Source organism: Actinomadura sp. RB99 (assembly GCF_014706005.1).
Classification (GTDB): Bacteria; Actinomycetota; Actinomycetes; order Streptosporangiales; family Streptosporangiaceae; genus Spirillospora.
In genome coordinates this window covers 1-22,706 of the sequence record NZ_JABMCA010000007.1, presented here as the reverse complement: position 1 = coordinate 22,706, position 22,706 = coordinate 1, and the positions used below count along the sequence as shown (strand labels likewise).

Sequence of the window (22,706 nt, the reverse complement as noted above, 5' to 3'; positions counted from 1 at the left end):
CCTGCCCGCCCCCCAGGGCCCGACCTCCGCCGTCGCGCCGTGAAGGCCCTCGTGCTGGCGGGCGGCGCCGGGTCCCGGCTCCGCCCCATCACCCACACCTCGGCGAAGCAGCTCGTCCCGGTCGCGAACAAGCCGGTGCTGTTCTACGGCCTGGAGTCGATCCGGGACGCCGGCATCCGCGAGGTCGGCATCGTCGTCGGCGACACCGAGCCGGAGATCCGCGGCGCCGTCGGCGACGGCTCGGCGTTCGGCCTCGACGTGACGTACCTGCGCCAGGACGCCCCGCGCGGGCTGGCGCACGCCGTCCTCATCGCCCGCGAGTACCTCGGCGGCGACGACTTCGTGATGTACCTCGGCGACAACTTCATCGTCGGCGGCATCGACGGGCTCGTCGACCGGTTCCGCGCGGAGCGCCCGCAGGCGCAGATCATGCTGACGCACGTCTCCGACCCGCGCGCGTTCGGCGTCGCCGAACTCGACGGCGCCGGCCGCGTCGTCGCGCTGGAGGAGAAGCCGGAGTTCCCGAAGAGCGACCTGGCGCTCGTCGGGGTGTACCTGTTCAGCCCGGCGGTGCACGACGCGGTCGCGGAGCTGAAGCCGTCCGCGCGCGGCGAGCTGGAGATCACCGACGCGATCCAGTGGCTGATCGACCACGGCCACCGGGTCGAGTCCACAGTGATCACCGGCTACTGGAAGGACACCGGCAACGTCACCGACATGCTGGAGGTCAACCGCCTCGTCCTGGAGGGCGTCGAACCTCATGTGGAGGGCGAGGTGGACGGGGCCAGCGAGCTGATCGGCCGGGTCGTTGTGGAGGCGGGCGCCCGCGTCGCGGGGTCCCGCGTCGTCGGCCCGGTCATCGTCGGCGCCGGCTCGGTGGTCCGCGACTCCTACGTCGGCCCGTTCACCTCCATCGACCGCGACTGCGCGGTCCTGGACAGCGAGATCGAGTACTCGATCGTGCTGCGCGGCGCGTCCATCGACGGCGTCGGCCGCATCGAGTGCTCCCTGATCGGCCGCGAGGCCGAGGTCACCCCCGCCCCCCGCGTCCCGAAGGCCCACCGCCTCGTCCTGGGAGATCACAGCAAAGTGCAGATCAGCAATTGACCGGCAGTCCCCTTGCGAAAGGGGAATCCGGCGGTCGCCCGCCGGGCTTCCTGTTTCATCACCGCTCGCCCGCCGGGAAGAATCTCCGTTGAGGTCTTACAGCAGCTCCGCAGGCGTTTCGCCTCTCCGCCGGCCCGGCGGCGAGGATGTTCTGCGCAGCGTTGACGTCCCGGTCGTGACGGGCGCCGCAGGCGGCGCAGCTCCACTCGCGGACCGCCAAGGGCATCGCGGAAGCACGGCGTCCGCAGGAACTGCACAGCTTGCTGGACGGGAACCAACGATCGACCACGGTCAGTTCGCGTCCGTACCAGTCGGCCTTGTACTCCAGCATCGTGCGCAGCTCGCGCCAGCCCGCATCGGCGATGGCGCGAGCCAGGGACGGGTTCTTGAGCATGTTCCCGACGCCCAGGTCCTCGATCACGACCACTTGGTTCTCGCGGACGAGCCGAGTCGAAAGCTTGTGCAGGAAATCGCGCCGCCGGTCGGCGATCCGCGCATGGACGCGCGCGACGCGCCGCCGCGCCTTGGCGCGATTGGCCGAGCCCTTGCGTTTCCGAAAGAGGCTGCGCTGAGCTTCGGCGAGTCGCTTCCGGTCACGATCGCCGTACCGGGGATTGGTGACCTTCTCGCCCGTCGAAAGGGTCGCCAGCGCCGTGATGCCGAAGTCCACGCCTGTGCGCTGCGCGACGGGAGGCAGCGCGGCGACACTGTCCTCGCACAGCAGGGACACGAACCACCGCCCCGCCGCATCGCGGGTGACCGTGCCCCTGGACGGCGTCGCTCCGCTGGGAAGCGGACGCGACCAGACGACACGGAGCGGCGCGTCCATCTTGGCGAGCGTCAGTTCATCGTTCCGGTAGGCGAACGCCGACCTGGTGTACTCGGCACTTGCCTTGCCCTTCTTCCGCGACTTGAAGGACGGATGGCGCGCGCGTCCCGAGAAGAAGTTGGTGAACGCGCTCCGCAGGTGCCGCAGAGCTTGCTGAAGCGGAACCGACGAGACCTCCGCCAGAAAGCGGAAGGCCGGGTCGCGTTTCCACTGCGTGAGCCTCGCCGACGCCTCGTTGAGACCAAGGTGACGACCTTCGGTGCGGAAGACCCGGATGTGCTCCTCCAGGGCCTTGTTATAGACGAGGCGGACACAACCGAAGGTCCGTACAAGCTGCGTGGCTTGTTGAGGCGTGGGGTAGCAGCGGTACTTGAACGCTCGCTTGACGGTCCGCGGCATGGGACGGACTGTAGCGGTTCGTTTGCTCTGCGTCGTGCGTTTGTTCGAAGTTCCATGGCCACCTCCGCTGCTCCTGTGCCGGAAGGCGGATGTCCGAATGAGGAGTTCAGATGGACATGACGGGTGACCGACCCCCGCGGGTGCTGGTGACGGGTGGGGCCGGGTTCATTGGGTCGCAGTATGTGCGGGACCTCGCGTCCGGGGCGTTCCCCGCGTGGGCCGGCGCCGAGATCACCGTGCTGGACAAGCTGACCTACGCCGGGAACCTGGCGAACCTGGAGCCGGTCGAAGGGCGGTTCACCTTCGTCCACGGCGACATCTGCGACGGCGGGCTGCTCGCGGAGCTGGTGCCGGGGCATGACGTGGTGCTGAACTTCGCGGCCGAGTCGCACGTGGACCGGTCGATCGCCAGCGGCGCGGAGTTCGCGCGGACGAACGTGCTCGGCGTGCAGACGCTGATGCAGGCGTGCCTGGACGCGGGGACGCCGCGGGTCGTGCAGGTGTCCACCGACGAGGTGTACGGCAGCATCGACGAGGGCTCCTGGGACGAGGAGGCGCCGCTCGCGCCGAACTCGCCGTACTCGGCGGCGAAGGCCGGCGGCGACATGATGGCGCGGGCCTACGCGCGCACACACGGGCTGCCGGTCAGCATCACCCGCTGCGGCAACAACTACGGGCCGTACCAGTACCCGGAGAAGGTCATCCCGCTGTTCGCCACGAACCTGATGGACGGCCATACGGTGCCGCTGTACGGGGACGGCGGGAACGTGCGCGACTGGATCCACGCCGCCGACCACTGCCGCGGCATCCAGGTGGTCGCCGAGCGCGGCGAGCCCGGCGAGGTGTACCACATCGCGGGCACGGCGGAGCTGACGAACCTGGAGCTGACGCGGCGGCTGCTCGACGCGGTCGGCGCCGGCTGGGACATGGTCGAGCGCGTCGAGGACCGCAAGGGCCACGACCGCCGGTACTCGCTGTCGGACGCGAAGCTGCGCGCCCTCGGGTATGCGCCGCAGGTGGCGTTCGACGAGGGGCTGGCCGCGACGGTCCGCTGGTACGAGGAGAACCGCGCCTGGTGGGAGCCGCTGAAGAAGCGCTCGGAGGACGCGGCGTGACATGGCTGGTCACCGGTGCCGGCGGGATGCTCGGCACCGACGTCGTCGCGCGCCTCGACGGCGCGGTGGCGCCGCGGCGGAGTGAGCTGGACATGACCGACGCGGGCGCGGTCCGGGAGGCGCTGCGGCGGCACCGGCCCGACGTGGTGGTGAACTGCGCCGCCTGGACGGCCGTGGACGACGCGGAGGCGCACGAGGACGCGGCGCTCGCCGTCAACGGCACCGCCGTCGAGGCGCTCGTCGCGGCGTGCGCGGAGATCGGCGCGAAGCTCGTGCAGGTGTCCACCGACTACGTGTTCGACGGCTCCGCCACCGAGCCGTACCCGGAGGACGCGCCGGCCGCGCCCGTCAACGCCTACGGCCGGACGAAGCTCGCCGGCGAGGCGGCGGTGCTCGGCTACGAGCGCGGGTACGTGGTGCGGACGGCGTGGCTGTACGGGGCGCACGGGCCCAGCTTCGTCCGGACGATGGCGCGGCTGGCGGGGGAGCGCGACACCGTCGAGGTGGTCGACGACCAGGCCGGGCAGCCGACCTGGACCGGCGACCTCGCCGACCGGATCATCGCGCTGGCCCGCGCGGACGCCCCCGCCGGGGCGTACCACGGCACCAGCGCGGGCCGGACGACCTGGTACGGGCTGGCCCGCGAGGTGTTCGCGCTGCTCGGCCTCGACCCGGCCCGGGTGCGGCCGACGACGAGCGAGAGGTTCGTGCGGCCCGCGCCGCGTCCGGCGTTCAGCGTCCTCGGGCACGGCCGGTGGGCGGCGGCGGGCCTGGCGCCCATGCGCGACTGGCGGGACGCCCTGCACGCCGCCTGGCCGTCCCTGGCGGCGGCGTGGCCGGAGGCTCAGCCGGGCAGGCCGAGCTTGGCGTAGTGGTCGAGGCAGTCCTGGTAGGACGGCAGCAGCCCGGTGCGGCGGGCCTCCTCCAGGGTCGGGGCCTGCGCGTCCTTGTCGGACAGGACCGGCTCGATGCCGGCGGGCCACTCGATGCCGATCTCCGGGTCGAGCGGGTGCACGCCGTGCTCGTGGCCCGGCGCGTAGGGCTCCGAGCACAGGTAGACGACCGTCGCGTCTTCCGTCAGCGCCATGAAAGCGTGGCCGACGCCTTCGGCGATGTACAGGCAGCGGCGCGTCTCGTCGTCCAGCCGGACGGCCTCCCACTGAGCGAACGTGGGGGATCCGACGCGCAGGTCGACGACGACGTCGAGGATCGCCCCGCGCAGGCACGTGATGTATTTGGCCTGGCCGGGCGGGACGTCGGCGAAGTGCACGCCGCGCAGCACCCCCTTGGACGACACCGAGCAGTTCGCCTGCGCCAGGTTCAGCCCGTGTCCCGTGACCGTCCGCAGCGCGTCGTCCCGGAACCACTCATGGAAAGATCCCCGCTGGTCACCGTGCACGCGGGGGGTGAAGCAGTAAGTACCTTTAATGCCGAGCGGATCCACATGCGCAAGAATGCCACACGGTTCCCGGCAGAGATGGACGTCAGACTGTGAGAACGAACCCCCTCAGGCTCCGGTTCGCCGCGGGTGGCGCGGCGGTGGTGCTCGTGGTCCTGACGGGGCCGGAGGCGGTCGCGGAGACGGCGCCGTCACCGAGTCCCGCCGTGACGACCACGGCGGCCGCCCGCACCGCGTTCCGGCCCGCGCTGGCCGGGCCCGCCGCGATGGTCGCGGGCGTGCTGCACCCCGACATCTGGTGGACGGTCGCGGCCGCCGCCGGCGGGCCCCGGCTGTTCGCGCTGGACGCCAAGGGCCGCACCCGCGCGACGTACACGCTGTCCGGTGCGACGGCGACGCGGTGGGACGCCATCACGATCGTGAAGAACGGGGCCGGGGAGTCGGGGCTGTTCGTCGGGGACCTGAGCTCCGGCCGGACGGGGGGCCTGCTGCTGCACCGGGTCGCCGAGCCGAGGACCCTGTCCGGCGGGACGCTGCCGGTGAAGACGTTCAGGCTCAAGTACCCCGACGGGGGGCACCGGGGCGCGGCGCTGCTGGCCGACCCGGCGGAGAGCCGCGTCTACATCATCACCCGGGACGCCGCGGCCGCGGCCGTGTTCGCGCTGCCGGGGGTGCTCGGCCCGTCGAACAACGCGCTGACGCGGCTGCGGACGCTGCCGTTCCCGGTGCGCGGCGGCGACTTCACCCGGGACGGGCGGGTGATCCTGAAGACGACCACGGACGTGCGGATCCTCGGCGGGATCCGGGACGACGTCGGGCAGGTCGTGAAGACGCCGGCGTCGCTGGCGGGGCCCGCGTTCGGGGTGTCGTCGGACGGCCGGAAGGTCCTGCTGGCGGGGGCGGGCGCCCGTCCGGTGTTCCGGACGGTGGCGCTGCCCGAGGCGAACGCGGCGACGGAGCCGGACCCGTCGGCGTCGCCGGCGACCGACGGCGGCGGCTCCCCGGTGGAGATCCCGTCCAAGTCCGGCATGCCGGGCGGTCTACTCGGGACCGGGGCGCTGGTCGGGCTGGTCCTGCTAGGGCTTGTCGGGGCCGGCTTCTATCTGCGCGGTCGCCGTCACGGCGGCGGGTGACCAGCCGGCCGCGTCGACGACCGTCTCCGCGGGCGACCGCTGGACGACCGGGAGCGGGTCGCCGCCCTGCCTGCGCAGCGTCTCCGCCCACGCGACGAGGATGAACAGCCACACCGACGACACGTTCGCGGGGGCGGCGAGACCCTCGGTGGTCATGCTGTCGGTGAGGAAGCAGCCGAAGATCCCCAGCAGCATGCCGGCGTCGGCGCGCAGCGTCCGGTGCCGGCACAGCGTCAGCAGCACGAACCCGAGCGTCAGCAGCAGCGCGGCGAACGCGACGGTGCCGACCACGCCGTTGTCGACGAGCGCGTTGATGAACGCGTTGTGGCCGCCGCCGAGGCCGATGCTGTCCAGGAAGAGGCCGCGGGACGCGCCGAGGCCCCGGCCGAAGATCGGCTCCTCCCGGAACGCGTCCATCGCCAGCGACCACAGCTCGGTGCGGGAGTTCAGGGTGGCGAGCTGCTGGGTGCTCTCGCCGCGCGCCACGAACGCGAGGATCTTGTCGGAGAACGCCAGCACCGCCAGCACGGCGACCGCGGCGCCCATCACGATCAGGTCGATCCGGCCCTTGGGGCCGCGGGCGGTGGCCAACAGGACGAGCAGCCCGGCGGCGCAGCCGAGCGCGGCGCCGCGCGTCCCGGTGGCGACGAGCGCGCCGGTCAGGACCGCCAGCGCCACCGCGTAGACGGCCGGGTGCCACAGCCGGTCCTGCGGCCGGTTCCACCGGATCAGGTAGCCGACGACCAGCAGGATCGCGACCGCGAGGTACACGCCGGCGATGACGGGGTGGACGTACAGCCAGTTGAACCGGGACTCGGTGTGCAGCGTCCGGGGGAACGGGTGCGCGACGCCGATGCCCACCGACACCAGCACGATCCCGACGAAGATGTGCGCGAGCTTGCGCAGGTCGGCGGGGGTGGCGCGGGTCGCGATGGTGTGCGCCACCAGCATCGTGATCAGCAGCTGCACGCCGCGGACGAGGCCGAGCGACTTGAACGGCGACCACAGCGCCGAGAACGCCACGTACCCGCAGAACAGCCATGCCGCGAGCAGCAGCCCGGTGGTGCGGCGGCGCGGCGCCCGCAGCCCGAACTTCCACACCAGGTAGAAGGCGGCGGCGCCGTAGATCGCGATCTCGACCAGGACGGTCAGGTCGGCGCTGCCGCCGACGGCGTTGTCGACGTCGCGGCTGCGCAGCTTGTAGTCGCTGGCGAGCATGAGGGCGAGCGGCAGGGTGAACGCCCACCAGCCGGCGCTCGGCGCGGGCGGCCGGCGGCGCGGGAAGACGCTCCTGACGGTCATGAGGCCCTCCCTGGGTGAGTCCGGCCGCCGCCGCGCCCTCGCGGGCCCGTTAAAGACGAGACCAAGAATACGGGCGCCGGGCCGGTAATCTGTCCGATGTGAATCGAGGGACTCTTCCCGGCCCGGTCGTCGCCGCGGGCCGCAGCATGATCCGTGGGTACGGGATGAGCACGGCGGCGCTGCGCCCCGGCCCCGACTTCCTGCTGATCGGGGCGAAGCGCGGGGGCTCCACCTCGCTGTACTACACGCTGTTGGAGCATCCGCAGGTGATGCCGCTGTTCCCGAACGCGCGGCTGCTGCCCAAGGACAACCACACCAAGGGCGTGCACTACTTCGACTCCAACTACGACAAGGGCGCCGCCTGGTACCGGTCGCACTTCCCCGCGTCCGCGCGGCGGGCCGGGAAGGTCGTGGGCGAGGGGTCGCCGTACTACCTGTTCCATCCGCTGGCGGCGGAGCGGGCGGGGCGGGACGTCCCGGACGCGAAGATCCTGCTGGTGCTGCGCGACCCGATCGAGCGGGCGTTCTCGCACTACCGGGAGCGGCGGCGGCAGAACGCCGAGGACCTGCCCTCGTTCGAGGAGGCGCTGGCCGCCGAGGCGGACCGGCTCGCCGGCGAGGAGGAGCGGATCGTCGCCGAGCAGCCCGGCTACACCAGCTACGCGCACGAGCAGCAGTCGTACCGGGCGCAGGGCGAGTACGCCCCGCACCTGCGGCGCTGGATGAAGCACTTCCCGGCGGAGCGGTTCTGCGTGCTGGCGGCGGAGGAGTTCTACGCCGACCCGCAGGGCGCCTGCGACACGGTGGCGCGGTTCCTCGGGCTGGAGCCCGCGCCGCTGCCCCCGTCGGCGGTCAAGGTGTGGAACGCGGCGCCGAGCCAGGACCTGGCCCCCGCGACCCGCCAGGCGCTCGCCGAGCACTACGCCCCCTACAACGCCGACCTGGAAGCCCTCCTGGGCCGCGAGTTCCCCTGGACGCGCCCTTAACCGCGAGCCCGAGCGCCGGCCTCAGCAAGCCTGAGCGCCGGCCTCACCGGCACGCCTGAGCGAGCCCGAGCGCCGGCCTCAGCAGCGTGTCTGAGCGCCGGCCCCAGCCCGTCACCCCAGCCGTCGCGGACCTCAAGCGTCGCGATCGCGTGCGAAGCCGGATTCGAGCGAAGCGAGAACTTGATCGCGCAGCGAGCCCCCAGGGCGAGTCGGAGCGATGCTGCGATCGCACGCATCGCCCGTTGAAGGGAGGGCCCCAGGGCCCGACCGCCAAGGGCGATGCAATTAGAACGAGCCGATGTGGCGGGTTCCGGTGGGCTTGCCGACGAGGGCGGCGATCGGGGCGGGGAGGGGGAGCGCGTTGCCGGCGTCCGCCTGGGCGGCGAGGCCGCGCTCCAGCTCGCCGCCCGGCCCGGCGGCGGTCGCGGCGGTCTTCAGGACGCCGCGCGCCTCCTGCCCGGTCTCCGACCGGAACCGGCCGAGGTCGCCGAAGTCGGTGGTGCCGCCGGAGCCGCGCGCCCACCGGACGAGGGTGCTCGGGCCGCCGCCCGGGCGGACGTAGACGTTGCCGTTGACGGTGACGCCCATCTGGCCGCCGCCGCGCTGGTGCGTCCCGTCCTCGACGCACAGTAGGCAGGGGGTGCCCGCGCGGGCGTCGGCGAGCGTGTTGTTGCTGATGACGATCTTGGAGACGCGCCAGGTCATCGCCGGGTCGGCGGTCTTCTGCCGGGGGTCGCGGCCCGCCGCGTGCGGGTCGGACGGGCTGCGCGGGTCCTGGGCGAGGTGGATCGTGCGGCCGTTTCCGGACAGCGAGTTGTTCCAGATCTGGACGTCGGAGGTGTTGTTCACCTTCACCCCGTCGCCGGCGTTGTCGCCGATGACGTTGCCGGCGACGACCGCCTTGGCGCTCAGCTCCAGCGAGACGCCGTGGTCGGCGTTGCGCAGGATCCGGTCGCCGGTGAGCGTGATGTCGTAGACGGACTCGTCCATCCACACGCCCTTGCCGAGGTTGTCGGCGAACACGCCGCCGGTCACCGCGACCTTCCGGGACCGGGTCACCTTTACGCCGCCGGAGACCGGCGAGTACTTGAAGCGCTCGACGTTGTTGCCGGTGCTGCGCACCGCGTCGAGCCGCAGGTCGTCGGCGTAGTTGGCGTGGACGCCGAGCATGCCGTTGCCGGTCGTGGTGACGTGCCGGACGCGGGCGTGCGCGGCGAGCACGCTGAGGCCGGTGGTGGCCGACTCGTTCACCGCGACGTTCTCGACGGTGACGTCCGGCGCGGTGACCTTCACGCTGCCGAGCTGGGGGAGGGACGTGGCGTAGCGGCGCACCCCGAGGCCGCGCAGCCGGGACCCGGCGCCGCCGATGGTGAGCGCCTCGGACAGGGTGCTGGCGCGGACGTCGTGGCCGCGCGGGTCGGTCCCGAGGTAGAGCCGGTGGGACGCCTCGTCGACGTAGAAGGTGCCGTCCTTGACGTCGCCGCGCGACCCGACCTGCTTCTGCGGGACGCCGTCCAGCCACACCTGGTCGGGGTGCGCGGCCATCGGGTGGTCGGGCGAGACGAACCGGAAGTCGGAGTCGCCGCTGGCGCGGGCGCCCGCCGTGTAGGTCGGGCTGTTGTCGAACCGGGTCGTCCAGCCCTCGTGCACCCAGGCGCGGTTCCCCTGCCGCCAGCCGCCGACGGGCGAGCTGCCGTCGAGCCAGACGGCCTCGTGCGGCGCGGACTGGACGGTCAGGCGCTTGCCGCCGGGGACGGTGACCGACTCGTGGTAGACGCCGCCGCGCAGCACGACCGTGCCGCCGGAGCGCGCCTTCGCGACCGCCTTGGCGAGCGTGCGCAGCGGGTGCTTCCTGGTGCCGTCCGCGCCGTCGCTCCCCGTCGGGGACACGAACAGCGCCCCGTCGGGGATCTCGTAGGCGGTGGACCCGACGGGCGCGGCGCCCGGCGCGCCCGGCACCGGGACGGTCTCCGGGGCCGGGTCGTGGCTCTGCGGCAGCTGCCAGCCGAGGAAGCCGACGCCCGCGATCACCGGCAGGGCGAGCACCTTGACGATCATCGCGCGCTGAGCGGTGCGCGACCGGTTCGAGCCAGACATGTCACGACCCTTTACCCCCGGGGAACGCTGGAACCACGAACGTACCTCGCGGAACCGTCAGTTGTGGAGGGCGCCCGCGAACAGCGCGGTCTTGTGCTGTGCGTCGAACTTGACACCGACCATGACGGACTTGTAGCCGGTCGACGGCAGGTCGAAGGCGTAGGACGCCGACTTGGTCCCGCCCGCCGGGACGGTCCCGTAGAAGTCGTTCAGGTTGGCGTAGGAGGTGTGCTGGGCCCGCGTCTTCTTGGCCCCGTAGACGGCCGTGACCTGCACCTTGTTGAGGTCGAGGGGCTTGCCGGAGCCGTTGCTGAACTTCAGCGTGAAGATGGTGAGCACCTTGCCGGTGAGCTCGCCGGGCCCCTGGTCCTTGTTCTTGACGTAGCGGATGTTGCTGATCGCCACGCTGACCTTGTCGTCGTAGGTGACGGGCTTGCGCAGCCCGCCGGACGACTTCAGCGCGGCGGAGCCGGGCGCCGCGTTGGCCTGCTCGGTCGGCTGCTCGCTCGGCGGTGGGGGCGGCGTCGGGTCGGCCGCCTTCTTCTTCCCGCCGCCGCATCCGGTCAGCGCCAGCGCGAGGGCGAGGACGGCACCCGTCGCGGCGAGATGCCTGTGCGGACGCGCTCCCCGATCGGACATCCGGCTCTCTCCTCATCGGTATCAGTGGAAAACGAAAACGAAGTTCCAGGGCAGAACAGTGTAAACAGGAATCCCGGGATTACCCTGCTCTCACTCCGGGACCGAGGGGGCCGCCGGAGATGATCGGCAGGGGATCGCTCAGTGGGATCTGTACCTTCGCACCGGCGCGCGCCGCGCGTCCGTAAAACGGCGATAGCCGTCTTCACCGCTTTCGCGACGGCGCTCGCCGGCGCCGCCGCCATGCCGGCCGCACCCGCCTCGGCCGACACCGACCCGCCGGCGGGCACGCCGGCCACCGTCAGCGCGGATCCGCTCCCGACCGCGCAGGTCAACGGGGTCGTGTGGAGCATGACCACCGTCGGCGGCACCGTCTACGCGACGGGGAGCTTCACCAAGGCGCGCCCGCCGGGCGTCGCGGAGGGCGGGGCGGGCGAGGTCGCCCGGCAGAACATCCTCGCCTTCGACCTCACGACCGGGAACCTCATCTCGTCCTTCGACCACTCGCTGAACGGGCAGGGCCTGCGGATCGCGGCCTCGCCCGACGGCAAGCGCGTCTACGTCGGCGGCGACTTCACCGCCGTGGACGGTCAGACCCGCAACCACGTCGCCGCCTTCGACACCGCCACCGGCGCCCTCGACGCGTCGTTCGCTCCCTCCGTGTCGGCCAAGGTGCGCGCGATCGCCGCGACGAACTCGACCGTCTACCTGGGCGGGAACTTCTTCAACGTGAACGGCAAGTCGCGGACGCGGCTCGCCGCGGTGCAGGCGTCGAACGGCGCCAACATCGACGCGTGGCGGCCGACCGCCGACGACGACGAGGTGTTCGCGCTCGCGCTGTACGGCGACCGCGTGATCGTCGGTGGCCGGTTCCAGCAGTTGAACGGCGAGAAGCACGTCGGCATCGGCGCCGTCGACGCGGCGGGCGGCGGGACGGTGCCGTGGAGCAGTACACCGATCCCCGCCAAGCAGGGCAGCAGCCTGTTCTCCTACGTGACGGACCTGTACGTCTCCGGCGACACCGTATACGCCGGCGCGGACGGCGAGGGCTGGCACTGGTTCGACGGGCGGTTCGCCGCCAAAGCCGCCACGGGCGACCTGGTGTGGCTGGACAACTGCTACGGCGCCACCTACGGCATGTTCGTGCAGGGCCAGTCCGTCTACAGCGTGTCGCACGCGCACGACTGCACCTCGCTCGGCGCCTGGCCCGACACCAGCCCGCAGACGTTCCAGCGGGCGCTGGCCGAGACGACGGCGGCCACCGGGACCGACCACGGGAGTCCGAGCGTCGGCAGCAGCTACAGCAAGCAGCCGATCCCGAGCCTGCTGCACTGGTTCCCGAGGCTGGCGATCGGGTCGTTCACCCAGCAGTACCAGGCGGCGTGGGCCGTCACCGGCAACGCCGACTACGTCGCGATGGGCGGCGAGTTCCCGAGCGTGAACGGGAAGGCGCAGGCCGGGCTCGTCCGGTTCGCGGTGAAGGCGAAGGCGCCGAACAAGGCCGGCCCGCAGGCCGGCGACCTCGGCACCCCGACCGCGACCGCGATGGCGGACGGCAGCGTCCGCGTCGGCTGGAAGACCACCTGGGACATGGACAACGCCTCGCTGAAGTACGAGGTGCTCCGCGACGGCGGCACGACGCCCGTCGGGACGGTCGACCGGACGTCGACGTTCTGGGACGAGCCGAACGCCGCCTACTTCGACGAGACGGCGGCGCCGGGCACCGCGCACACCTACCGGGTGCGGGCGGTGGACGCGGCCGGGAACGCCGTGACCAGCGCCGCGTCCGACCCGGCGACGGCGGCGGACGGCACGCCCGGCCCGTACTCGGACCAGATCAGAGCGGACGGGGCGCAGGCCTACTGGCGGCTCGGCGAGGCGAGCGGCCCCGCGTACGACTACGCCGGCTCCAACGACCTCGCGCTCGGCGCCGGCACGACGCGCGGCCAGGCCGGCGCGGTCTCCGGCGACGCCGACAAGGCGGTGGGCTTCGGCGGGTTCCTCGGCTCGTCGGCCGGAAGCGGCGCCGCGTCCACGCCGGGGGACTTCAGCGTCGAGGCGTGGGTGAAGACGGCGTCCCGCAGCGGCGGGAAGATCATCGGGTACGGGGGCAGCGCGTCCGGCAACAGCTCGTCCTACGACCGGCACCTGTACATGACCAATGACGGCCGGGTCGTGTTCGGCGTCTACCCGGGCGCCGCGAAGACGGTCCAGAGCGGCGCGGGGCTGAACGACGGCGCGTGGCACCACGTCGTCGGGACCCTCGACGGGAGCGCCGGGATGAGGCTGTACGTCGACGGCGAGCAGGTCGCGGCCGACGGCGGCGTCACGTCGGCGCAGAGCTACGCGGGCTACTGGCGGATCGGCGGCGACAACCTCTCCGGCTGGCCGAACCGGCCGTCCAGCGACTACCTGAACGGGACGATCGACGAGCCCGCGGTGTACCCGCGCGCGCTGACCGCCGACCAGGTCTCCCGCCACCACGGCCTCGGCACCGGCACGGTGCGGCCGAACCAGCCGCCCGCGGCGGCGTTCACCTCGTCGTGCGACTCGCTGGCCTGCTCGTTCGACGGGTCCGCGTCGTCGGACCCCGACGGGACGGTCACCGGCTACGCGTGGGACTTCGGCGACGGGACGGCGGGGACCGGCGCGCAGCCGTCGCACGCCTACGCGTCGGCGGGCGACTACACCGTCAAGCTCACCGTCACCGACGACAAGGGCGCGACCGGCGAGGTCGTGCACACGGTGAAGGCGACGTCGGCGGTGCTGGCGTCGGACGCGTTCGGGCGGACGGTCACCGGCGGCTGGGGCACCGCCGACGCGGGCGGCGCCTGGAGCAGGGTCGGCTCCGGCGGCGTGCTGTCGGTGGGCGGCACGGGGCAGATCGAGATGCCGGCCGCGAAGAACGACGGCGGCGCGAACCTGAACGCGGTGTCGTCGCAGGACACCGACCTGGCGTTCACCGTCGCGACCGACAAGGAGGGCACCGGCAACGGCGTCTACGTGTGGGCGATCGGGCGGCGGGTCGCCGGCCAGGGCGACTACCGGGCGCGGATCAGGCTGCGCCCGTCCGGGGTGGTGTCGTTGCAGCTCAGCCGCACCGACGCGAGCAACGCCGAGACGGCCGTCGGCACCGAGCAGACCGTGGCGGGCGTGACCTACCGGCCCGGTGCGCCGCTGCGCCTGCGCCTCCAGGTGACCGGCGGGTCGCCGACCGCGCTGAAGGCGAAGGTGTGGGCGGACGGCACCGCCGAGCCGGACTGGCAGGCGACCGGCACCGACGCGACGGGCGGCCTCCAGGCCGCGGGCGCGGTCGGGGTCCGGGCCTACCTGGCGGGCAACTCCACCAACGGGCCCACGGTCGTGTCGATCGACGACCTGCGCGCGTCCCGGGCCGCGGGCTGACGACCGGCGCGGAGAGCGCCCCGGGGCCCGCGCCCCGGGGCGCTCTCCCGTGCCGCGCCGAAGATCGGGATTCCCCCGGTCAGCCAGCGAAAGCGACTTCGGTCACGATTTCATAAGGGGCCGGATGTATCGGATTGGCGGCCCAATAGGATCCGTGCACCGGAGTGGCCGCGAGTGGCCACCGGGCCAAGGCTTAGGGGATCCGACTCGTGAGAGCTCTTCTGCGACAGCGCCGGACGATGGTCCGCGCGGGCCTGGCGGCGGCCGCCGCCCTCTCGCTGGCTGGCGCCGTGTTCGTACCGGCCGGTCCGGTCGCCGCCGACACCGACCCGCCGTCCGGGACACCGGCCACCGTCAGCGCCGACCCGCTGCCGACGGCGCAGGTCAACGGGGTCGTGTGGAGCATGGCGACGGTCGGCAACACCGTCTACGCGACCGGCAGCTTCACCAAGGCGCGCCCCGCGGGCGTCGCCGAGGGCGGCGCCGGCGAGGTCGCCCGGTCCAACATCATGGCGTTCGACCTGACGACCGGGAAGCTCAGCACCACGTTCGTGCACACCCTCGACGGCCAGGGCCTGCGGATCATCGCGTCGCCGGACGGCAGCCGGGTGTACGTCGGCGGCGACTTCACCCAGGTCGACGGCAAGCCGCACGGCCACCTCGCCGCGTTCGACACCACGACCGGCGCGCTGATCGACTCGTTCGCGCCGAACGTGCACAACCGGGTCCGCGCGATCGCCGCGACCGACTCGACCGTGTACGTCGGCGGGAACTTCTTCAACGTCAACGGCAGCGGCCGGACGCGGCTGGCGGCGGTCAAGGCGTCCGACGGGTCCAACGTCGGGACGTGGCGGCCGACCGCCGACGACGACGAGGTCTACGCGCTCGCGCTGTACGGCGACCGCGTGCTCGTCGGCGGCAAGTTCCAGAAGCTGAACGGCGAGACCCACGTCGGCATCGCCGCGGTGAGCGCGAACAACGGCGGCACGCTGCCGTGGAGCAGCCGGCCGATCCCCACGAAGCTCGACAGCAAGCACTTCTCGTACGTGACGGACCTGCGCGTCGACGACGGCATCGTCTACGCCGGCGCCGACGGCGAGGGCCTGCACTGGTACGACGGCCGGTTCGCCGCCAAGGCCGACACCGGCGACCTGGTGTGGCTGGACAACTGCTACGGCGCCACCTACGGCGTGTACCCGGTGGCCAACGAGGTCTACAGCGTCTCGCACGCGCACGACTGCACCTCGCTCGGCGCGTTCCCCGACACCAGCCCGCAGACCAACCACCGGGCGCTGTCGGAGACCAAGGCCGCGACCGGCACCGACCGCGGCGCGCCGGGCACCAACAGCAACTACAGCCGGCAGCCCGTCCCGAGCCTGCTGCACTGGTTCCCCAAGCTCGCCATCGGGTCGTTCACCCAGCAGTACCAGGCGGCGTGGGCGGTCACCGGCAACGGCGGCTACGTCGCGATGGGCGGCGAGTTCCCGAAGGTGAACGGCAAGGCGCAGGCCGGGCTCGTCCGGTTCGCGGTGAAGGCGGACGCGCCGAACAAGGTGGGCCCGGAGACGGCCGACCTGAAGGCGCCGACGGCGAGCCTGCGCAGCGGCGGCATCCGGGTCTCGTGGAAGACCACCTGGGACATGGACAACGCGACGCTGAAGTACCAGGTGCTGCGCGACGGCGGCACGACCCCGATCGCGACGCTGGAGAAGTCGGCGTCGTTCTGGAACCCGGCGACGCTCACCTACACCGACACGAGCGCCCCGAAGGGCGCCCACACCTACAAGATCCGCGCGGTCGACCCGAACGGGAACGCCGCGACGAGCGCGGCGTCCAACTCCGTCCGGCGGTGACGGCGTCCCGGGCGACCGGGACAGCGACGCGTGAAAGCGCCCCGAGGTTTACACCTCGGGGCGCTTTTCTATTTCCGGAATTGGCCATACTGCGCTGAGCAGTCGGTATCAAGCGCTCTGTAAGCGATTTCGATCACGATTTCCCAATTCCGCGGATGGACGGCGCCCGGCGGCCACTAAGATCTCCAGACCGGAGTGGCCGAGGGGGCCACCGGGGGTCACGTGCTTTAGGGGAACCGACTCGTGAGTGCTTCTATCCGACAGCGCCGTACCGGCGTGCGCGCGAGCCTGGGGGCGGCCGCCGCCCTCGCGCTGGTGGGCGCCGCCCTCGTCCCGGCCGGACCGGTCGCGGCCGACACCATGCCGGCCTCGGGCGTGCCCGCGACCGTGAGCGCCGACCCGCTGCCGACCGCGCAGGTGAACGGCGTCGTGTGGAGCATGGCGACCGTGGGGAACACCGTCTACGCGACCGGGAACTTCACCAAGGCGCGCCCCGCGGGCGTCAAGGCGGGCGGGGCCGGCGAGGTCGACCGCGGCAACATCATGGCGTTCGACCTGACGACCGGGAAGCTCAGCACCGGCTTCGTGCACACCCTCGACGGCCAGGGCCTGCGGATCATGGCCTCGCCGGACGGCAAGCGCGTCTACGTCGGCGGCGACTTCACGAAGGTGGACGGCAAGGCGCACAACCACCTCGCCGCGTTCGACACCGCCACCGGCGCGCTGATCGACTCGTTCGCGCCGAACGTGAAGAACCGCGTCCGCGCGATCGCCGCGACCGACTCGACCGTGTACATCGGCGGCAACTTCTTCAACGTCAACGGCAAGTCGCGGACGCGGCTCGCGGCGGTGAAGGCGTCCGACGGCTCCAACATCGACACCTGGAAGCCCGCGGCCAACGACGACGAGGTCTACGCGCTCGCGGTGTACGGCGACCGCGTGATCGTCGGCGGCCGGTTCCAGCAGCTGAACGGCGAGAAGCACGTCGGCATCGGCGCCGTCAGCGCGACCAACGGCGGCACGCTGGAGTGGACCAGCAAGCCGATCCCGACCAAGGCCACCGAGCCCGACAGCGCGGGCAAGTACGGCTACTCCTACGTCACGGACCTGCGGATCCAGAACGGCGTCGTCTACGGCGCGGCCGACGGCGAGCGGTACCACTGGTTCGACGGCCGGTTCGCCGCCAAGGCGAGCAACGGCGACCTGGTGTGGCTGGACAACTGCTACGGCGCCACCTACGGCATCCTGCCCGTCGGCCAGACCGTCTACAGCGTCGGCCACGCGCACGACTGCACCTCGCTCGGCGCCTTCCCGGAGACCGACCCGGAGACGTACCACCGCACGATCGCCGAGACCTTCGACGCGCGCGGCACCGACAAGGGCAAGCCGGGCACCAACAGCAACTACAGCAAGCAGCCGATCCCGCAGCTGCTGGACTGGTTCCCGAAGCTCGGCATGGGCACCTTCACCCAGCAGTACCAGGCGGCGTGGGCCGTCACGGGCAACAGCAGCTACATCGCGATGGGCGGCGAGTTCCCGAACGTGAACGGCAAGGCGCAGGCGGGCCTCGTCCGGTTCACCATCAAGGCCAACGCGGCGAACAAGGTCGGGCCGGAGGCCGGCTCCCTGAAGGCGCCGACGGTGACCAAGACCTCCACCGGCCTCAAGGTGGCCTGGACCGGCACCTGGGACATGGACAACGGCTGGCTGCACTACGAGGTGCTGCGCGACAGCTCGACGACCGCGCTGACCACCGTCAAGCAGCTGTCGAAGTTCTGGGCCGAGCCGTCGATGTCCTTCACCGACACCAAGGCGGCGAAGGGCAAGCACACCTACCGGATCCGCGTGAAGGACCCGCTGGGCAACACGATCACCGGCCCGGCGTCCGCGGCCGTCACCTGGTGACCCGCGCGCACTGACCCCTGACACGAGAACGCGCCCCGGTGGACGTCACCGGGGCGCGTTCGTCGTGCGCGCGGGGTTCCGGGACCGCAGGCCCCGGCCGGGGGCTCAGCCCCGGCCGATGCCCCGCAGGATCTCGCTGAGCCGCGTGTTGAAGGCGGCGTCGTGGTCGCCCGCGGAGCGCTGCGCGACCCGCTTCAGCCAGAACTCCGCCGCCTCCGCGCAGCCGCTCACGTCGTCGCGCCCGGACGGCTTCCCGAACACGGTGGCGTGCGTCGCCTCGTAGTAGACGAGGTCGGCGCCCGGCGGCGCCCATGCCGCGTCCTCCCAGTCGATCAGCCACGGCAGGCCCCGGCCGCAGTGCCGCAGGTTCCAGGCCGTCAGGTCGCCGTGCATCGGCGCCCAGTGGTCCGGGGTCCCGGACGGGCGGGGCAGCACCGCCGCGAGCCGCCGCTGCAGGTCCGCCAGCAGCGGCGCCAGCGCGATCCCGCGCACCGGGCGGGCCGGGCGCGGCGGCATCGCCTCGATCACCATCCAGTGCCATCCGGCGGTCTCGTCGCGGTCCAGGACGCGGGGGACGCGGAAGCCGTCCGCGCGCCCCTCGGGGAACGCCGACAGCGCGCGCTCCTCGCGATCCAGCTCGCCCGGGTCGTCGCGGAGCTTGAGGAACCCGGTGGGGCGCCCGTCGCGCAGCAGCACCGCCGCCAGGCCCGTCCGGGACGCCTGCGGGCGCTCGTAGAGGGCGAGGCCGTCGAACGTGCCGATCCGGTCGACCAGCGTCTGCCACCGCTCCGGCCCTCCCGGTGGCTCCCAGCGGACGCGCGGGCCCGGCAGGACGCGGGGCCCGGCGACCGCCACCGCGCCGTACAGCGCCCACTGGGCGGCCAGCGCGGGCAGCTTCGACCGGGTGAACAGCGAGACGCCGGCGCGGGCACCGCGCCGTGAACCGGCGGGGACCAGGACGTTGCCGGTGCCCATCCGGGGACGGACGAATTCATGACCAGATGTGGTCATCTGCTCGTTCATGTCGTCACTTGCCGCGAATGGTCTTGCGCGTACGGCGACCGGCCACCAGGTCCTCGCACAGCCGCTCGTAGGACGCCGCGACGTCGTCCCACACGTACCGCTCCGCCGCCCGCTTGCGCGCCGCGTCGCCCCGGTCGGCCGCCGCGCCCGGGTCGGCCTCCGCCGCCTCCACCTGCGCCGCCAGCTCCGCCGCGTCGCCGAAGAACCGGCCCGCCTCCTCGCCCAGCACCTCGCGGTTGAAGTTCACGTCGTAGGCCAGCACGGACGCCCCGGCGCCCATCGCGCGCAGCAGCGACGGGTTCGTCCCGCCGACCGAGTGGCCGTGGATGTAGGTGAGCGCGCCCGCGTACAGGGCGTCCAGCAGGTCCTGGTCCCACACGCCGCCCATGAACGTGATGCGCGGGTCGTCGCCCGCCAGCTCCTTCACCTGCGCGGTGTACTCGTCGGCGTACGGCGCCGAGCCGACGACGACGAGCGGCTTCGAGGCCCGGCTGCGCCGGTAGCCCTCCACCGCCAGGTGCACGTGGTTCTCCGGCTCGAACCGGGCCACGACCAGGTGGAACCCGCCCGGCTCGTACCCCGCCTCCGCCAGCTTCCCGGTGTCGGTGCTCGTCAGGATCGGCGCGCCGTACGGGATGAACACCGTGTCGGCGTCGAACCGCTCGCGGTAGTAGTCCTGGATGCCGACGGCGTCGGCGATCAGCGCGTCCGACCAGCGCACCGCCATCGCCTCGGCGGCCCGGTAGTACTTCTGCCCGGTACCGCTCCACTTGGTGCGCTTCCACTCCAGGCCGTCGACGTGCGTCGCGACCGGGATCCGCAGCGTCCGCAGGATCGGCAGCATCGGCGCGTTCGCCGCGTTGAACAGCAGCGCGACGTCCGCGCCCTCCTTACCGATCTTGCTGCGGAAGGCGTGCAGCACCGACAGCCCGGTGTGGCTGAGCGTCTCGGCCACCTTCTTCTCGATCGCCGGCAGGTACACCAGCCGCATGCCGAGGTACTCCGGCTCCGGATGCCGCTCGCCCCGGCAGTAGACGGTCACCTCGTGCCCGCCGGCCGCGAGCCGCTTGCCGATCTCCTCGACCGCCGTCTCGAAGCCGCCGTACCGCGCCGGCACCCCGCGCGTCCCTACCATGGCGATGCGCACCCTGACCCCCAGCCATTACCGTCACTTTGTGATTGATCCGCACAGATTATGCGGAAGGGGGGTTGCGCGTCCCTGCGGTAAACGACAGTTAATCTGAAGGTTGCGGGAGACTGGTATCCAGGGGGCTGGATCACCAGAAGGAGGGGCAAGTGGCCGAACGGCACGCGAGGTCCGCGGTGGTGCTGGCGCACCCGTCGCCCGATCTCTACGGGTCCGACCGGATGCTCGTGGAGTCGGTGCGCGCGCTGGTCCCCGACCACCGCGTCATCGTGACGCTGCCCGCGGACGGGCCGCTCGCGCCGGTGCTGAGGGACGCGGGCGCCGAGGTCGTCGTCCTGCCCGTCCCGGTCCTGCGCAAGTCGTACATGACGCCGCTCGGCCTCGTCCGGCTGGCGTTCGCCGCGACGCGGGCGCTGCCGAAGGCGTGGCGGCTCCTGCGCCGCGAACGGGCCGCCGCGCTCTACGTCAACACCGTGACGATCCCGCTGTGGCTGCTCGCCGGCCGGCTCGCCCGCGTGCCCTCCCTGTGCCACGTGCACGAGGCCGAGGACGACGTGCCCGGCCCGGTGCGCGCCGCGCTGTCGATGCCGCTGCGGCTCGCCCGCTCCATCGTCGTCAACAGCCGCGCCAGCGCCGCCGCGCTCGGCTCCGCCGGCCGCGGCGCCCGGATCATCTACAACGGGGTGGAGGAGCCGCCGGAGCCGGTCGCGCCGCCGCGCGCGGTGCTCGACGGGCCCGCCCGGATCGTCCTGGTCGGGCGGCTGTCGCCGCGCAAGGGGTCCGATGTCGCGGTCCGCGCCGTCCGATCACTGCGCGATCGCGGCTACGATGCGAACCTGACCCTGGTCGGGAGCGTCTTCCCCGGATATGAGTGGTTCGAGGAGGAGCTGCGCGGCCTCGCCGGCGACGACGGCGCGGTGGCCTTCGCGGGTTTCCGCGCGTCGGTCTGGAATTCGTTCGCCGAGGCGGACATCGCGATCGTCCCCTCGCGCGTCGAACCCTTCGGTAACGTCGCCGTCGAGGCGATGCTCGCCGGCCGGCCGGTCGTCGCCAGCGCCACCCAGGGGCTGGTCGAGATCGTCGCCGACGGCGACAACGGCGTGCTGGTCGACCCGGACGACCCGGACGCCCTGGCGGCCGGGATCGCCCGGCTGCTGGACGACTGGGACGGCGCCCAGGCGATGGCCAAGCGGGCCGGCGCCGACGCCGCCCGGCGGTTCGGCAAGGACCGTTACCACCACGAGCTGCGGGACGCCGTCCGCCGTCTCGCCGGACCCGACGCCGACTTCATCCCGCCCACGGCCTCCTGAGGACTCCAAGAGCATCCGATGACAGCACAGACCCCCGTCACACCGGAGATCAGCCTCGTCGAGGCGGTCTGGCGCTACCGGCTGATGTCTCTCATCATCGTGCTGGCCAGCGTCCTCGCCTCGGTCGCCGCCACCCAGATCCTGTTCAGCGGCGCGACCGCCACCGCGAGGTTCGCCGTCACCGACCCGACGAACAACAACAACGCGCTGCGCATGGGCGTCGTGTCCGGGCAGGGGTACGCCGCGTACACCGCGCAGCGCGCGGCGTTCGCCGGCTCCACGCCCGTGATGGCCCGCGCCGCCGAGATCGTCAAGAGCAAGCACGGCCCGAACCTCACCGGCGAGCAGCTGCGCGGCCGGGTGAAGACCTCCAGCAAGCCGGACGGCGGGGTCGTGGTCGTCACCGCCAACGGCTCCAACATGCCCGAGGCCGCCGTCATCGCCAACGCGGTGCTCCAGGCCTACCAGGACGTCACCGTCTCCACGAACAACAGCAACCTCGACGAGCAGATCAAGGGGCTGAAGGAGCAGGAGACGAAGATCACGCAGCAGATGCAGTCCACGCAGGCGGGCACGCGGCCGTACAAGATGCTGGCGAGCCAGCTCGCGAAGATGCAGTCGGACGAGAGCGGCCTGCTGTCGGCCCGGTCGAAGAACAATGACGGCGTCCAGTTCACCGACACCGCCGACCCGACCGCGCCGACGCCCAGCAAGCTGCCGCAGAACGGCGCGATCGGCTTCGCGATCGGCGCGATCCTGGCCTGCATCGTGTCGTTCCTGCGCGCCTCCTCGCGGCCGCGCGGCCAGGTGCAGGCCGCGCCCGCCGGCGCGATGGGCGGCGTGCCCGGAGGCGCCCCGGGCGGCATGCTCGGCGGCCCCGGGACGCCGATGCCCGAGCTTCCGGCCGGCCGGTCCTACCAGGGCCGCCGGTCCCTCGGCGACGGCCGCGACGACGCGTACCGGCACGAGGGCTACCGGTCCGACGCCTACGCGGAGGAGCAGCCGCCGCCGCCCGCGCCCGCCCCCGAGCGGGGCCGCGGCCACCGCGCCCGCAGGGCCG

Annotated in this window: 17 protein-coding genes; 10 read left to right on the top strand and 7 right to left on the bottom strand. The window is 72.5% G+C overall.

Annotated features, from left to right (window positions below; translation table 11 throughout):
• Nucleotides 1–39 precede the first annotated feature (39 nt).
• Entirely contained in the window at nt 40–1,107 is a 1,068-nt protein-coding gene (locus amrb99_RS08745; RefSeq protein WP_190854517.1) for a glucose-1-phosphate thymidylyltransferase, read from the top strand.
• A 58-nt stretch (nt 1,108–1,165) separates the two neighbouring features.
• On the opposite strand, the gene amrb99_RS08740 is transcribed toward amrb99_RS08745, so the two are convergent.
• Nucleotides 1,166–2,335 carry a transposase gene (locus amrb99_RS08740; protein WP_241755392.1) on the bottom strand — a complete coding sequence of 390 codons (1,170 nt, stop codon included), beginning with the start codon at nt 2,333–2,335 and terminating at the stop codon, nt 1,166–1,168.
• 116 nt (nt 2,336–2,451) lie between these two features.
• Here amrb99_RS08740 and rfbB point away from each other — a divergent pair, with 116 nt between their 5' ends.
• Nucleotides 2,452–3,450: a dTDP-glucose 4,6-dehydratase gene (rfbB, locus tag amrb99_RS08735; protein WP_190854513.1), complete on the top strand. Its 999-nt coding sequence runs from the start codon at nt 2,452–2,454 to the stop codon at nt 3,448–3,450.
• On the top strand, nt 3,447–4,322 hold the full coding sequence (gene rfbD / locus amrb99_RS08730) for a dTDP-4-dehydrorhamnose reductase (RefSeq protein ID WP_190854511.1): 876 nt from the start codon (nt 3,447–3,449) through the stop codon (nt 4,320–4,322). Before rfbB ends, rfbD begins: the two co-directional genes overlap by 4 nt.
• Here the strand turns inward: rfbD and rfbC are convergent.
• The gene (rfbC, locus tag amrb99_RS08725) at nt 4,295–4,894 is read right to left on the bottom strand and encodes a dTDP-4-dehydrorhamnose 3,5-epimerase (RefSeq protein WP_190854508.1); all 600 of its coding nucleotides are present in this window, start codon (nt 4,892–4,894) and stop codon (nt 4,295–4,297) included. The two genes, rfbD and rfbC, sit on opposite strands and share 28 nt — an antisense overlap.
• 47 nt (nt 4,895–4,941) lie before the next feature.
• Between rfbC and amrb99_RS08720 the strand changes: the two genes are divergently transcribed.
• Nucleotides 4,942–5,982 (top strand): hypothetical protein, encoded by a 1,041-nt coding sequence (locus amrb99_RS08720; RefSeq protein ID WP_190854506.1) that lies wholly within the window; start codon nt 4,942–4,944, stop codon nt 5,980–5,982.
• Here the strand turns inward: amrb99_RS08720 and amrb99_RS08715 are convergent.
• Nucleotides 5,926–7,284, bottom strand: coding sequence for an O-antigen ligase family protein (locus amrb99_RS08715; protein WP_190854504.1), 1,359 nt, complete (start codon nt 7,282–7,284; stop codon nt 5,926–5,928). The genes amrb99_RS08720 and amrb99_RS08715 overlap by 57 nt on opposite strands.
• A gap of 98 nt (nt 7,285–7,382) precedes the next feature.
• On the opposite strand from amrb99_RS08715, the gene amrb99_RS08710 reads away from it, so the two are divergent.
• Nucleotides 7,383–8,270: a sulfotransferase gene (locus tag amrb99_RS08710; protein WP_190854502.1), complete on the top strand. Its 888-nt coding sequence runs from the start codon at nt 7,383–7,385 to the stop codon at nt 8,268–8,270.
• A 285-nt stretch (nt 8,271–8,555) separates the two neighbouring features.
• On the opposite strand, the gene amrb99_RS08705 is transcribed toward amrb99_RS08710, so the two are convergent.
• Nucleotides 8,556–10,367 carry a right-handed parallel beta-helix repeat-containing protein gene (locus amrb99_RS08705; protein ID WP_190854500.1) on the bottom strand — a complete coding sequence of 604 codons (1,812 nt, stop codon included), beginning with the start codon at nt 10,365–10,367 and terminating at the stop codon, nt 8,556–8,558.
• A 57-nt stretch (nt 10,368–10,424) separates the two neighbouring features.
• Nucleotides 10,425–11,006: a hypothetical protein gene (locus amrb99_RS08700; protein WP_190854498.1), complete on the bottom strand. Its 582-nt coding sequence runs from the start codon at nt 11,004–11,006 to the stop codon at nt 10,425–10,427.
• A gap of 240 nt (nt 11,007–11,246) precedes the next feature.
• Between amrb99_RS08700 and amrb99_RS50810 the strand changes: the two genes are divergently transcribed.
• The 3 genes from amrb99_RS50810 (at nt 11,247) to amrb99_RS08685 (ending at nt 18,166) form a co-directional block, all read left to right on the top strand.
• The gene (locus tag amrb99_RS50810) at nt 11,247–14,408 is read left to right on the top strand and encodes a LamG-like jellyroll fold domain-containing protein (protein WP_190854496.1); all 3,162 of its coding nucleotides are present in this window, start codon (nt 11,247–11,249) and stop codon (nt 14,406–14,408) included.
• Between the two features lie 209 nt (nt 14,409–14,617).
• Complete coding sequence (locus amrb99_RS08690; RefSeq protein WP_190854494.1) at nt 14,618–16,261, top strand: PQQ-like beta-propeller repeat protein; 1,644 nt, start codon at nt 14,618–14,620, stop codon at nt 16,259–16,261.
• Between the two features lie 276 nt (nt 16,262–16,537).
• The gene (locus amrb99_RS08685; protein WP_190854492.1) at nt 16,538–18,166 is read left to right on the top strand and encodes a hypothetical protein; all 1,629 of its coding nucleotides are present in this window, start codon (nt 16,538–16,540) and stop codon (nt 18,164–18,166) included.
• Between the two features lie 105 nt (nt 18,167–18,271).
• Here amrb99_RS08685 and amrb99_RS08680 read toward each other — a convergent pair whose 3' ends face one another.
• Together amrb99_RS08680 and amrb99_RS08675 are read right to left on the bottom strand one after the other, a co-directional pair.
• Nucleotides 18,272–19,189, bottom strand: coding sequence for a phosphotransferase (locus tag amrb99_RS08680; protein WP_190854490.1), 918 nt, complete (start codon nt 19,187–19,189; stop codon nt 18,272–18,274).
• Nucleotides 19,190–19,193: 4 nt separating this feature from the next.
• Entirely contained in the window at nt 19,194–20,324 is a 1,131-nt protein-coding gene (locus amrb99_RS08675) for a DUF1972 domain-containing protein (RefSeq protein WP_190854488.1), read from the bottom strand.
• A 161-nt stretch (nt 20,325–20,485) separates the two neighbouring features.
• Between amrb99_RS08675 and amrb99_RS08670 the strand changes: the two genes are divergently transcribed.
• Both amrb99_RS08670 and amrb99_RS08665 read left to right on the top strand, forming a co-directional pair.
• Nucleotides 20,486–21,646: a glycosyltransferase family 4 protein gene (locus amrb99_RS08670; protein ID WP_347256602.1), complete on the top strand. Its 1,161-nt coding sequence runs from the start codon at nt 20,486–20,488 to the stop codon at nt 21,644–21,646.
• Between the two features lie 18 nt (nt 21,647–21,664).
• The coding region (locus amrb99_RS08665; protein ID WP_206699874.1) for a hypothetical protein at nt 21,665–22,706 on the top strand (1,042 nt) is incomplete at its 3' end.

What these genes read in the sequence shown, in the direction of transcription:
- amrb99_RS08715 (WP_190854504.1), bottom strand. Translation starts at nt 7,284, where the DNA reads ATGACCGTCAGGAGCGTCTTCCCGCGCCGCCGGCCGCCCGCGCCGAGC.
- amrb99_RS50810 (WP_190854496.1), top strand. Translation starts at nt 11,247, where the DNA reads ATGCCGGCCGCACCCGCCTCGGCCGACACCGACCCGCCGGCGGGCACG.
- amrb99_RS08680 (WP_190854490.1), bottom strand. Translation starts at nt 19,189, where the DNA reads ATGAACGAGCAGATGACCACATCTGGTCATGAATTCGTCCGTCCCCGG.
- amrb99_RS08740 (WP_241755392.1), bottom strand. Translation starts at nt 2,335, where the DNA reads ATGCCGCGGACCGTCAAGCGAGCGTTCAAGTACCGCTGCTACCCCACG.
- rfbB (WP_190854513.1), top strand. Translation starts at nt 2,452, where the DNA reads ATGACGGGTGACCGACCCCCGCGGGTGCTGGTGACGGGTGGGGCCGGG.
- amrb99_RS08675 (WP_190854488.1), bottom strand. Translation starts at nt 20,324, where the DNA reads ATGGTAGGGACGCGCGGGGTGCCGGCGCGGTACGGCGGCTTCGAGACG.
- amrb99_RS08700 (WP_190854498.1), bottom strand. Translation starts at nt 11,006, where the DNA reads ATGTCCGATCGGGGAGCGCGTCCGCACAGGCATCTCGCCGCGACGGGT.
- amrb99_RS08705 (WP_190854500.1), bottom strand. Translation starts at nt 10,367, where the DNA reads ATGTCTGGCTCGAACCGGTCGCGCACCGCTCAGCGCGCGATGATCGTC.